Here is a 12,583-nt window from a genome sequence, read left to right as displayed (position 1 = left end):
ATTATGATGAAACACGTTAATGCAGGTATTATCGGTTTAGGTCGTGCAGGACAAATGCACTTAAGAAATTTGATGACAATTCCAGAAATAAACATTATTCAAGTTGCTGATGTTTTCATCGACAAGATTTCAGACAAATTAAATGATCTTGGTGTTACTAACCAAACAACTGACTATCATGAAATTTTGAACAACCCTGATATTGATACAGTTTTCGTATTTACTTCTACTGATACACACGAACAAATTGTTACAGATGCAGCTAATGCAGGAAAGAATATTTTCTGTGAAAAACCATTAAGTATGAGTCACGATGAGGAAGCTAGTTTGGATGTTCTTAGAGCTGTTAAGAAGAACAACGTTAAACTACAAATTGGTTTCAACCGTCGTATGGATCCACAATTCAGAACAATTTTTGAAAACGTCCGTGAAGGTAAAATTGGTACTCCACAAATGGTTAAAATCACATCACGTGACCCTGATTTATTGCCACATGATTTGATTCAAAGAATTGGTGGACTTCTACAAGACTTTACAATGCATGACTTTGATATGGCTCGTTACATGATGGGAAGCAATATTAGTGAAGTTTACGCTAAGGGTGGTACATTAATCGATCCAACTCTTAAAGATATCGATGATGTAGATACACTTGCATTAGTTCTACAATTTGAAAATGGTGCCTTTGGTGTCATCGATAATAGTAGACGTGCTGTTTATGGCTATGACCAACGTGTTGAAGTATTTGGTTCAGAAGGTATGCTCAAAGCTGAAAACGTTAATAATAGTACTGTCGAACTTTATAACGACAAACGTGAAGAGTTGAAGAAACCACTTCCAATGTTCCAAAAACGTTATAAGGAAGCTTACACCGAAGAAATGAAAGCCTTCGTTGACTCAATTTTGAATGACACTCCATTAGTTGCTCAAGGTTCTGACGTTATCATGGCTCAACGTGTTGCAAACGCTGCTAAGAAGTCATTAGATACAGGACTTCCACAAAAGGTAGATACAACTTTCTCATTAGATGAAACTAAAACTAACGCCTAATCAGATTCAGTGATAAGGATTCAGGAGGATAAAATGGTCACAGTAGATGATGTTTTAACACAAGAAAAAGAGACCGAACTACCCCATTTCAATTTGGATGACGTAGATGGTCTCGTAGAATCACTAAAAAAAATTGGTAAAGATGATTTTAACAAGGTTTGTGTATTAATTAAAATCAATCAACGTGTTGTCTATTTCCACGCTGGTAACCAAACAACACATGAAAACAACCTTTGGATCAAGAAAAAGGAAAATGTTGTTGACGCCTTTGATCACAGTTCTTTGTTTAAGAAATTGGCTTATCAAGATAATCCAGACGATTTCTATAAAGAAACTGGTTTAAGTCCTAAAGACTATGCTATTGTTGGTGGTGGATACCCCATTGCTATAACTGGCACTGGAGTAATTGGTAGTGTAGTTGTTTCAGGTTTAACTGATACTGGTGATCACGAATTAGCATACAATGCATTATTAGATTTAAAATCATCACTAAATTAATATTTCGAGGAGGTAATTAATTGTGAAAGCATATGGATTTAATCAGTATGGCAATTCCAGCGTCATGTCTGAGTTTGAATTGCCACAACCCAAAATTGGAACTAACGATGTTTTAGTTAAGACATCAGCGTTCGCAATCAATGCTTTTGACATTGCCGTTCGAAATGGTCAATTTAGAAATAATGTTACGATGCTCTTTCCACTGATCCTAGGTAGTGATGCCGTTGGACGTATTGTCAAAGTTGGCTCAAATGTTGATACTTTTAAGGTTGGGGATGATGTTTTAGCTCACCCTGGTATCGGCACTTACGCAGAATACTTCAAAGTAGGTTCAGACAGAATAGGTTTAGTACCAAGAAATTATGATTCATACGAAGCTGCAGGATTACCTTTATCAGGTATAACTGCATACAACACTTTGGTCCACGTAGCTCATGTTGGAGCTGGCCAAACGATTGCAATATTAGGATCCGGGGGCGGTGTTGGAGCCATGTTAGTACAAATGGCAAAGGCACTTGGACTATATGTAATCGGAACTGACCTTTCTTCAGCTAAGGAACAAGTATTGAGTTTAGGTGCCTCAGAATTTGGTGCCTTTGATACTGAAAGTGTCAGAGAAAAATTTGCTAACATTGCTGACGTCTTAATCGACGCTACAAACAATGGAGATGGTGGCAAAGCCGGTATCGATATTGTTAAGGATAATGGTACTTATGTTTCTCTAACTACTCTTCCCTATGATCAACACAAAAAACCAGGTGTTAACTTCAAACAAATGATAGCTAAACGTGAATATCGCGATAGTGATGCATTTGCTGCAATATCTTTAATGATCAGTAACAACCAATTACACGTGCCAATCGACAAACTAGAAGCATTTTCATTAAAGGGCATTAGATCTGCTCAAGATGCTGTTGAAAACGGCAATACTAACGGTAAGGTCATCATTAAGCTTTAATGTTAATGAACAAAGGAATGAGTTGCATTGGAAAACATAATTTTAGACTGTGACCCTGGTCATGATGACGCTATTGCCATGATTATGGCTGTTGCCTCATCGAAAATAAACGTACTAGCTGTTACAACGTCAGCCGGAAATCAAAAACACGGGCAGACGTTGAGAAACGCGATGTCACTACTTACTTTAATGAAAAAGCGTGACATCCCTGTTGCCTCAGGAAATTACAAGCCTTTAGTCAGAGATTTAGTTCCAGGAATTACGATGCATGGTATTACCGGTTTAGACGGGACAGAATTACCAAATCCAAATTTCTCTCCTCAAAAAACAAATGCGATTGAACTCATGAATTCAATCATTTCTGAGTACCCTCAGAATGTAACTCTTGTCGTAACCGGACCTTGCACCAACGTTGCTTTACTCTTCTCCGTTCATCCTGAAATTAAAACTTTAGTTAAACAGATTGTAATTTTAGGTGGTGGTATGGGTGTTGGTAACATTGGACCTACCGAAGAATTCAATGTTGCCGTTGATCCTGAAGCTGCTAAGATTGTCATGGAATCGGGCGTTCCTATCGTCTTAGCACCATTAAATGTAGGTTTTGAGGCCCAACTAATGGACAGTGACATCAAAACTATTTCCAAAATTAAGAATAATGACGTGGCAGAAGCAGTGACAGGCTTAGTCAGCACCTACCGTTTCTCATTTGATTTACTAAGTAGAGATTTCGCAGGAGTTCCCCTTTATGATCCATGTACGATCGCATGGCTAATAGATCCCGAAAAGTTTTCAAGTAGATTCTGTAATGTAGAAATAGAAACCCAAGGTGAACTTACAACTGGCGAGACTATCATTGACTACTATAATGTAAGTAAACGTAAACCTAACGCGGAAGTACTCTTCCACGTTGATCAAAAATGGTTTGCTAATCTAATTATTGAAAGTGTAAAAACATTTCAATTATAAAAAAAGTATTTAAGTCATAATTGGCTTAAATACTTTTTTAGTTGACCTGATTAAACAAAAATATTAATATGGATTATACTCTATATGTAAGCGCTTAGAGTGGATATCATGGTTATATCGGTAAAAATATTTGTATTGTTTTTTGAGTAAAACTGATATAAATTACTTAATGAAACTGTTTTACGAGAGGGAGTCTTAGTATGGCTGAAAAATTAAAGTGGGATCACACTATCATTGATGTTAATGATATCGATGCTGCCGTAAAATGGTTTGATGATCTTGGTATTACTTTCCATCAAGGTGGAAAGCATGAGCAATGGGGTACAGAAAATGCCGTTGGTTATTTTGGGCTTAATTATATTGAGTTAATGGGCGTTTACAACCCAGAATTGGCAAGTCACGTTGTCCGTGATGGTGCTACTTCAATTTACGATTGTATTCACGACCTTCCAAATCAACATATTAATACCATCGGTTTCAGAACTAACGATATTAACTCTGTTCATGAACGATTATTATCGCAAAACTTCCCTGTTGAAGACATTCAAACCGGACAAAGAAGAGATCCACGAGGAAATATGATTACTTGGAAAATCTTTTTTGTCAGAAACAAGTTCTTCGATGTCGCCTATCCTTATGTTGTTCAATGGAATGATCCTGACTACATTAGAAAAGAAAACTTGATTAAGAAACAATTGCTGGTCGAGCATAAACAAAAGGGCATTTTTGTTAAGCAAGCAATTTATACCGTTACTAACCCTGAGATGGTTGCTATCAAATGGGGTCAATTCGTTGGTGTTAGTCCTATTCGTAAGGGTAATGATTACGAGATTGACTTTGGTTTGAAGCAGATTGTGTTTAGGTCTGGTACGGATAATTATATTACTGATTTGGTTTTTGGTTCTTCTGGTGAGTTGGCTGGTAAGTCGGCCCAATTGGGTGACGCTAAGCTTCACTTTGAATAAAATGTTTGGTTAGATGTATACCTGCTGCCCTGCGGACTAGTATCCATCTGAACTCAAAATTTGTAATTCAAAATCTTCTTTTGCTGAGTTGTAATCTATTGTATAGATTGCAGCTTCTTTTATTTGTTTAAGATGTACATTTGTTCGAACTTTGGTGTTTTATTGCTTTTGAACTCACTACTGCCAATGTAAAAATTACAATCAAAAAAAATAACTTTTCTCAACTTCTTTCTTGCATTCTCCATTTAAGGTGTTACTATGTAAATAACAAGTTACTAATAAAGTAACAGCTGTTAAAGGAGATTTTTAAATATGAAATATGCTATTACAGGTTCTACTGGTAAATTTGGTCGTAAGGCTGTTGAGGATTTATTGAAGTTGGTTGATGCTTCTGATGTTATTGCTTTGGCTCGTAATGAAGAAAAGGCTCATGAATTGCTGCCTGCTGGGATTGAGGTTCGTCCTGGTTCTTATGAAGACGTGGATGCTTTGACTGCTTCTCTTGATGGGGTTGATCGTTTGCTCTTTATTTCTTCTCAACCTGGTGCTGCCACTCCCCGTTTGGTGCAGCACACTAATGTTATAAATGCTGCTAAGGCTGCTGGAGTTAAGTATATTGCTTACACTAGTTTCCCTTCGGCCGACACTTCTACTGCCCCACTTGCAGCAGATCATCAAGGAACTGAGAAACTTATTAAAGCTTCTGGTCTGGATTATTCGTTCTTGAGAAATAACTGGTATGTGGAAAATGATTTGGGAGCTCTTGCTGCTGGTGCTGCTGGCAAACCATTTGTTTATTCAGCCGGTTCAGGACGTGCAGGTTGGACTTTGGAAAGATTTTATGCTGAAGCTGCCGCTAAAGTTTTGACACTTGAATCACCCAAATCCGTCTATGAATTTGGTGGCAAAATGATTACTTACGCTGACCTAGCACAAGCCGTTAAAGATGCTACTGGAAAAGTTTTCGATGTGGAATCTATTGATGATGCCGCTTATAGCAAAGTTCTACAAGGATCTGGAATGGATTCAGACACAGCCGACTTTATTGCCAGCATGCAAACCTTTATTCGAGATGGTAATCTAGATGTACCATCTACTGACTTACCAGACGTACTAGGAACTGCTTTACCAAGTATTGCTGATCAAGTTAAAGAGGCTCTTGCTGAGTAAAAACGAATCGTGGTGTAAAAATTGAAATACTCTCATAAATTAAGTGATGCCGTTCATATTTTGTCGTACATAGACATTTTTTCTAACGGTGAAGACTTGTCTAGCAAAGCTATCGCTGGAAGTCTTGAGTCAAATCCTAGCTTAGTCAGACGACTAATGTCTGCTCTTTCAAAGGCAGGATTGCTTGACACACAGTCTGGTACGGTTGCACCAAAATTAGCTCGTCCTGCAAGTGAAATTTCATTATTAGATATCTACAAAGCAATCGATGATGACCACAATTTACTTCATATTGACGAAAAAACTAATATCGATTGTCCGGTTGGTAGAAACATTCAGGACACCTTAGACAGCGCTTATGCACAAGTTCAAACTGCTGCAGAAAATAGTATGCGTGATATTTCATTGCAAAGTCTGATTAAAGATATTTTGGTTCGTGAATCCGAACGTAATTGATAATTAAATCTAAAACAGAGTTCATCCCTTTAAGAATGAACTCTGTTTTTTTCTATTCAAACGCATGATTAATGGCTTGATCCAAGTCAGCAATTAAATCATCTGAATCTTCCAATCCAATTGAAAGACGCAGTAATTGATTAGTTAAATGGTTGGCTGCACGCTTATCTTCTTGAACTTCACGATGTGTGACCTGCACTGGATTAACAATCAATGATCGACTGTCCCCAACATTAGGCAGGTAAAGGAACACTTTAACCGAATCCAACAACTTCCTAACGTTATCCAAGTCACCATCCAAATCGAATGAGAAGGTCGAACCAATTCCTTTTGGAAAATATTTCTCAGCTAAATTATATTGAGCAGAATCCGGCAATCCAGAGTAATAAACATTTTTAACATGTGGATTCTGCTTCAGAAACTTAGCTATTTTAAGACCCGTGCTGACTTCTTTATCTAGTCTTTCAGAAATAGTTTCGAGACCTATCAGTTCTAAATATGCAGCGAATGGATCGAGTACCGCACCAAATAATCGTAAATATTTCAGACGAATTCTTTGAATAAATGCTTCCACACCAAAGACGTTCGCAAAACTGTAGTTTTCCGGAAATTGCTCACTCTTGATAGTGAATTCATTTTCTTCAAACTGAGGAAACTTACCGTTTGACCAATCAAAATGCCCACCATCAACAACTAAACCTGAGACAACATTCCCATGACCATTAATGCCCTTTGTGGACGAATAAACTACTATGTCGGCACCAAAATCGATGGGATTAAACAGATATGGCGTACAAAATGTATTGTCGATTATTAGCGGAATCCCAGCTTCATGGGCAACTTCAGCGATTGCCTCAACATCAGAAATTGCCGTTGACGGATTAGCGACACTTTCAGCAAAAATTGCTTTAGTATCTGGTTTGATAGTTCGTTTCAACTCGTCGACGTCATTGATATCATCAACAAAATCGGTATGTATATTATATTTAGGCAAGAACGTTTCGAATTCATCGAGTGATGCTCCATAAATGTCCTTAGGTGCAATTAGTCGACCGCCACCTTCGAGAGTGTTCAAGATAGTGTATGTAATTGCCGCCATACCGGAGCCTACAGCTACCGCACCAACCGCATTACTTATTGCCGCAATTCTTTTTTCAAAAACCTCAACGGTTGGATTAGCAACTCTCGAATAACTATAAGTATCTGGTAAAGTTCCTGCAGCGACAGCCTCACCACGACGTGCATCCCCCAAAGCAAATGCGACATTTTGATATATAGGAATTGAACTAGCATAGTTGTGTTTTGCTGGATCATAACCAGCGTGAATACGTTTTGTATCAAATTTATTTTCAGTCATATTTGCACCCCGATAAAATTTTTTGTATAAAAAAAATCGTCCCTAAACTTATACATTCCTGTACAAATTTAAGGACGACAAAATCGCGTTACCACCTTAATTTATCTAGTAATCCAAAATAGGCACGCTTACTAGACCTCATCAGCTCGTGTTCAAGCTCGGGATTGTAACGCATCCTTGCGACCCAACAGCCTTTCAACCGTCGAATAAAAATCTGGGCTCATGTTCACTACGCTATATCATGTCTATTCTCAGCAACATAGACTTTCTGTATCGACAAACACGTGGCTACTCTTCCCTTTTTTTAAAAAAGTATTGCAATAAATTTATTGAAACTAATCTTAAACTGATGGATGTAAATTGTCAACGTTTCAATATAATTAAATACTCTTCTCCAAGTTAATCATTTCAAGCACTCCAGAGGCACAATCAGCACCTTTGTTACCCGCTTTGCCTCCGGCACGATTCATTGCTTGATCCATTGTATTGGTTGTTAATACTCCGTACATTACGGGTACATCTCCATGCAATGAAACTTCAGCAATCCCATTGGCTGATTCTGCACAAACATAATCGAAATGGGCCGTTTCACCACGAACGACTGCCCCAAGGGTAATAATTCCGTCTACTTCTCCACTGTCAGAGAGCTTTTTGACTATTCTCGGAATTTCAACTGCACCTGGTACCCACAATGTCGTGATATCGTCTGCTGCAACGTTGTACTTCTCCAGCTCATTGACAGCTCCACATAATAATTTGCTAGTAACAATTTCATTGAATTGAGCAACGACGATTCCAATTTTTAAACCTTTGCCGTCAATTTTTCCACGGATTTCTGCCATCTTAATTTACCTCGCTTAATAAATGATGAAATTTGATTTTCTTAGTTTCCAAATATCTAATATTTTCCTTGATAGGCTTCGTTTCAATAGGAATACGGCGGTCAACTTTGATTCCTAGTTGTTCCAACTTTTCGATTTTATCCGGATTATTAGTCATCAACTGAACATGATCGATATTTTCCATTTTAAGAATCGAGGCGGCTAGACCATACTCACGTTCGTCTGGTTTAAAACCTAATTTTATGTTGGCTTCAACTGTGTCGTAGCCTTGTTCTTGAAGCTCATAAGCTTTAAGTTTATTGGCAAGCCCAATTCCACGTCCTTCTTGACGCAAATATAAGACTGCTCCAGAACCATTTTTCTCAATCGCACGCAGTGCAGTTTCTAGTTGTTGACCGCAGTCACACCGTTTTGAGCCAAGAATATCACCTGTCAAGCACTCGGAATGCATTCTGAATAATAGTGGGTCGGCACCGTTGATTTCACCATTATAAATCAGCAAAGTTGGCTCGTCAGTTTCATTAACTTTGAAAGCTTTCATCTTGAAATCGCCGTACTTTGATGGCAAATTTACATCAGCGATTTCTTCAATGTAACTTGTATCCTTCATTCGACGATATTCGATAATGTCCTCGATCGTGATGAGCTCAAGATTATTTTTCTCAGCAATCACACGAAGATCCTTGAGCCGAGCCATCGTTCCGCTTTCCTTAACGCATTCGCAAATATAGGCAACCGGTGAGCCGCCAGCAAGTTTGGCTAAATCAACGGCAGCTTCAGTGTGACCTGTTCTTTCGAATATTCCATTTCCGGCAGCAACTAGTGGGAAGATATGCCCAGGATGATAGAAGTCATCATAACTGCTGCTTGGATCGGCGAGTGCGTTGATGGTCTTTGCTCGGTCGAAAGCTGATATTCCAGTAGTAGTCGTTTTGGCGTCAGTACTAATCGTAAAGGCCGTTCCATAGGCATCCTCTCCGTCAGGGACCATTGGTTTCAACTTCAAGCGTTGTGCATATTCAGGTGACATTGGCACACATAAAAGTCCACGAGCATGCTTAATCATTGTGTTAACATTTTCGCCAGTAGCAAAGTCAGCCAAGCCAATCATGTCACCTTCAGATTCACGATCAGGTGAATCAGCAACAATAATCAAATTACCTTTCTTTAATTCAGTTAGAGCATTTTCAACTTTTTCAATAATTTCTGTGCTAGTCATTTTGGTAAGCCTCCACTTTCGAATCTAAAATATATTTGCCTAAAATATCTGTTTCCAAATTAATTGAGTCTTCAACGTTTAATTCACCGAGTATGGTATGTGACAGTGTGTATGGAATGAGTGAAACTTGGAAAATATCTTTCTCAACACCCGAAACCGTTAAGCTAACTCCATCGATGGCTACTGAACCTTTTTCGACGATATATTTACGATACTCAGGTGAGACTCTGAAACTCAGAACAGTTGAATTCTGATCATCAGTTTTGTTGACCAATTCAGCGGTTGTATCCACGTGGCCCAATACAAAGTGGCCATCTAACTTGTCGCTAGCGCCAAGAGCCGGTTCAATATTTACGTGATTGCCAATTTCTAACTGTCCCAAATTTGTCCTTCGGAAAGTTTCCGGCATTGCTTCAACTGCAAAGCCACTGTCTAACAAATCAGTGACCGTCAGACAAGTTCCATTGACAGCAATACTGTCACCGAGTGAAATTTCAGCATTCTTCAACTGATTTAATTTGATAGCTAACTTAAAGGTTTCACCATGTTTTTCAATAGCTGAAACTGTTCCCACATCCTTAATTATTCCAGTAAACATCACTTCGACCTCCTCAATTCGATTTTCAAATCTGAACCCAATTTGGTGATTTCGGTTTCTTCAAAATCAATTTCAGACGATCGATAATCTCCTTGAACAGCTGGCAAACTTGCTCCACCAAACAATTTTGGAGCGATATACGTGACAACCTTGTCGACTAAACCCGCATGAACAAACTCTGCTTGGAGCTTGCTGCCACCTTCAACTAGGAGTGATTCGATATTTCGTTGAGCTAATTCTTCAACAATCTTGTCAGGAGTCCAGTCGTCTCGAACTGCGACCTCAACATTTTCTGGTAGTCGACGTCTTGACTTTGTTTGACTGAATATCAACGTCTTAATCCCATCATTTTGAAAAATTTTATATCCGAATTCCACAGTATTGACGTCACGAACTACAACCACCCGAATCGGGGGGAAATCCATTTCTCTATTTCTAACTGTAAGCTGAGGATTATCAATAATTACTGTGTGCTCGCCAATCAAAATTGCCTGGTTTTCTGAACGCAATTTTTGGGCATCCTCATAAGCCTCTTCACCAGTAATAATTGTTCGATGATGTCCTGTCTTGTTAATTTTTCCATCAACAGACATTGCATATTTGACCGTAATCAATGGTCGCTTATTTTGATAATAAAAAATATATGCTTCGTTTATGTCTCCGGTGTCATTGCAAACTTCAACCTCAATATTGTGGTCTTTGAGATACTTAATTCCATTGCCACTGACAATCGGGTTAGGATCTTGCATGCCAATGAACACACGTTTAATTCCAACTTCAGTTACTCGCTGCACACAAGGTGGTGTTTTACCAAAATGTGAACAAGGTTCCAGAGTCACATACATGTCGGCACCTTTTGCATCGGAAATATACTCCAACTTATTTAACGTATTAACTTCAGCATGCGGACCACCAAATTTTTCATGATGACCTTGAGCTAGGATTTTCCCGTCTTTAACTATGACCGCTCCTACTTGCGGATTAGTCCAAGTTGACTTCCCTTTTTTCGCTTCTTGAAAAGCGATATTCATAAATTCTTTTTCTTCCAAATCCTATCCACCTCACAAAAAAAGACCCCGCATAGGAATGCGGGGCCACATTTAATAAGCCAAATAAGATCTCATACGAGATTATGCGTAGCACAAAAAGTGCCACTAATGGTATGAAATGTTACTATTTCTTCTTCTCCCATCCAGACTTTACTGTCGGTCCCAGAATCTCACTGGGTCAACCGCTTACGCGGGTCACGGACTTCAACTTATGTTGTTACCGTCGGTCGGGAATTTCACCCTGCCCCGAAGAAATCTATTTAGTTGTTACATGAATAATATCACTCATAAAAAATTATGACAATATCATTTTATTAAATTTTAGAAAACGCTTGCTCCAAATCAGCTATCAAATCAGTGTCATCTTCAACTCCGACAGAGAGTCTAATTAATTCATCTTTGATACCATTTTTTAATCTAATCTCACGAGGAATTGCGGCATGTGTCATAACAGCTGGTACTTCAATTAAGCTTTCAATTCCACCCAAACTTTCGGCTAAATCAATCAAGTTTAAACTTTCAACAAACTTTTTAGCATCTAAGCCTTCGTTTAATTCAAATGAAATCATCGCACCGAAACCATGCATTTGTTTCTTGGCAATTTCATATCCTTCGCTTTCAGGATCTCCAGGATAGTACACGTTGGCGACTTTATCGTTGTTCTTCAAGTAGTCATAGATTATTTGAGTATTTTCTTGGTGAACTCTCATTCTTACGCCGAGTGTCTTAATACCTCGCATGAGTAACCAACTATCATCAGGTCCAAGTGTTGAACCAATCGAATTTTGCAAAAAGGCTAAATCTTCAGCAATTTTAGGATCGTTAGTAACTGCCAATCCAGCAACGACATCTGAATGGCCACCTAAATATTTAGTGGCTGAGTGAACTACAATATTAGCACCTAAATCTAATGGATTTTGGTTATAAGGTGTGGCAAATGTATTGTCGACAATTGTTTTCAAATCATGCTTTTTAGCAATTTCAGCAATCGCGTGAATATCTGACACATGAAGTAAAGGATTAGTTGGTGTTTCCAAATAAATTGCGACTGTATTATCTTGGATAGCTTTTTCAACTGCATCAAGATCACGTGTATCAACAACTGTGAATTCAAGACCAAAGCGTTTCAAGACTTTGTTTACCAAACGGAAAGTTCCACCATAGACATCATTTCCAATGACAATGTGGTCACCTGCTGAAAATAGTGAAAAAGTAGTGTGAATTGCGGCTGATCCGGAAGCAAATGCGAATGCTGCAGTTCCGTCTTCAATGTCTGCTACTAAGGCTTCTAGTGCAGCACGAGTTGGGTTACCAGTACGTGCGTACTCCCATTTTGGTTCGCCACCTAGTACGTGTTGGTGGAAAGTTGATGAACGATAAACTGGAATTGAAACTGCTCCTGTTGCCTTGTCTTCGCTAATGCCACCGTGAATAAGTTTAGTATTAAATTTCATA

At 38.5% G+C, this 12,583-nt stretch carries 13 protein-coding genes and 1 riboswitch; of the genes, 7 read left to right on the top strand and 6 right to left on the bottom strand.

Translation table 11 applies throughout. The features are described from left to right. Window positions 1-3: 3 nt before the first annotated feature. The 7 genes from iolG (at window position 4) to ABM34_RS10195 (ending at window position 6,063) form a co-directional block, all read left to right on the top strand. Window positions 4-1,050 carry an inositol 2-dehydrogenase gene (gene iolG, locus ABM34_RS10225; protein ID WP_269464892.1) on the top strand — a complete coding sequence of 349 codons (1,047 nt, stop codon included), beginning with the start codon at window positions 4-6 and terminating at the stop codon, window positions 1,048-1,050. Window positions 1,051-1,083: 33 nt separating this feature from the next. Beyond that, window positions 1,084-1,548: a heme-degrading domain-containing protein gene (locus ABM34_RS10220; RefSeq protein ID WP_048705511.1), complete on the top strand. Its 465-nt coding sequence runs from the start codon at window positions 1,084-1,086 to the stop codon at window positions 1,546-1,548. A gap of 22 nt (window positions 1,549-1,570) precedes the next feature. Beyond that, window positions 1,571-2,506, top strand: a complete 936-nt coding sequence (locus tag ABM34_RS10215) for an NADP-dependent oxidoreductase (protein WP_048705510.1) — start codon at window positions 1,571-1,573, stop codon at window positions 2,504-2,506. 27 nt (window positions 2,507-2,533) lie between these two features. Further along, window positions 2,534-3,472, top strand: a complete 939-nt coding sequence (locus ABM34_RS10210; protein ID WP_083988307.1) for a nucleoside hydrolase — start codon at window positions 2,534-2,536, stop codon at window positions 3,470-3,472. Between the two features lie 200 nt (window positions 3,473-3,672). Next, on the top strand, window positions 3,673-4,437 hold the full coding sequence (locus ABM34_RS10205; protein WP_048705509.1) for a VOC family protein: 765 nt from the start codon (window positions 3,673-3,675) through the stop codon (window positions 4,435-4,437). A gap of 312 nt (window positions 4,438-4,749) precedes the next feature. Then, the gene (locus ABM34_RS10200; RefSeq protein ID WP_048705508.1) at window positions 4,750-5,607 is read left to right on the top strand and encodes an NAD(P)H-binding protein; all 858 of its coding nucleotides are present in this window, start codon (window positions 4,750-4,752) and stop codon (window positions 5,605-5,607) included. 21 nt (window positions 5,608-5,628) lie between these two features. Next, window positions 5,629-6,063, top strand: a complete 435-nt coding sequence (locus tag ABM34_RS10195) for an Rrf2 family transcriptional regulator (protein WP_048705506.1) — start codon at window positions 5,629-5,631, stop codon at window positions 6,061-6,063. Window positions 6,064-6,115: 52 nt separating this feature from the next. Here the strand turns inward: ABM34_RS10195 and ABM34_RS10190 are convergent, their stop codons facing one another. From ABM34_RS10190 to ABM34_RS10165, 6 genes are all read right to left on the bottom strand, one after another. Continuing rightward, entirely contained in the window at window positions 6,116-7,420 is a 1,305-nt protein-coding gene (locus tag ABM34_RS10190; protein ID WP_048705505.1) for an O-acetylhomoserine aminocarboxypropyltransferase/cysteine synthase family protein, read from the bottom strand. Window positions 7,421-7,800: 380 nt separating this feature from the next. Continuing rightward, entirely contained in the window at window positions 7,801-8,262 is a 462-nt protein-coding gene (ribH, locus tag ABM34_RS10185) for a 6,7-dimethyl-8-ribityllumazine synthase (RefSeq protein WP_048705503.1), read from the bottom strand. A 1-nt stretch (window position 8,263) separates the two neighbouring features. Continuing rightward, the gene (locus ABM34_RS10180; RefSeq protein WP_048705502.1) at window positions 8,264-9,481 is read right to left on the bottom strand and encodes a bifunctional 3,4-dihydroxy-2-butanone-4-phosphate synthase/GTP cyclohydrolase II; all 1,218 of its coding nucleotides are present in this window, start codon (window positions 9,479-9,481) and stop codon (window positions 8,264-8,266) included. Then, window positions 9,474-10,079, bottom strand: a complete 606-nt coding sequence (locus tag ABM34_RS10175; RefSeq protein ID WP_048705500.1) for a riboflavin synthase — start codon at window positions 10,077-10,079, stop codon at window positions 9,474-9,476. The genes ABM34_RS10180 and ABM34_RS10175 overlap by 8 nt, the downstream gene beginning before the upstream one ends. Continuing rightward, window positions 10,079-11,128 (bottom strand): bifunctional diaminohydroxyphosphoribosylaminopyrimidine deaminase/5-amino-6-(5-phosphoribosylamino)uracil reductase RibD, encoded by a 1,050-nt coding sequence (gene ribD / locus ABM34_RS10170; RefSeq protein WP_157023318.1) that lies wholly within the window; start codon window positions 11,126-11,128, stop codon window positions 10,079-10,081. Before ribD ends, ABM34_RS10175 begins: the two co-directional genes overlap by 1 nt. A 127-nt stretch (window positions 11,129-11,255) precedes the next feature. Then, window positions 11,256-11,386, bottom strand: a riboswitch (FMN riboswitch). A 56-nt stretch (window positions 11,387-11,442) separates the two neighbouring features. Next, complete coding sequence (locus ABM34_RS10165; protein WP_048705498.1) at window positions 11,443-12,582, bottom strand: trans-sulfuration enzyme family protein; 1,140 nt, start codon at window positions 12,580-12,582, stop codon at window positions 11,443-11,445. Window position 12,583 lies beyond the last annotated feature (1 nt).

Origin of the sequence: Companilactobacillus ginsenosidimutans, assembly GCF_001050475.1 — a bacterium.
Classification (GTDB): domain Bacteria; phylum Bacillota; class Bacilli; order Lactobacillales; family Lactobacillaceae; genus Companilactobacillus; species Companilactobacillus ginsenosidimutans.
The sequence above is the reverse complement of the archived record's forward strand: the minus strand, read 5'-3'. Positions and strand labels throughout refer to the sequence as shown.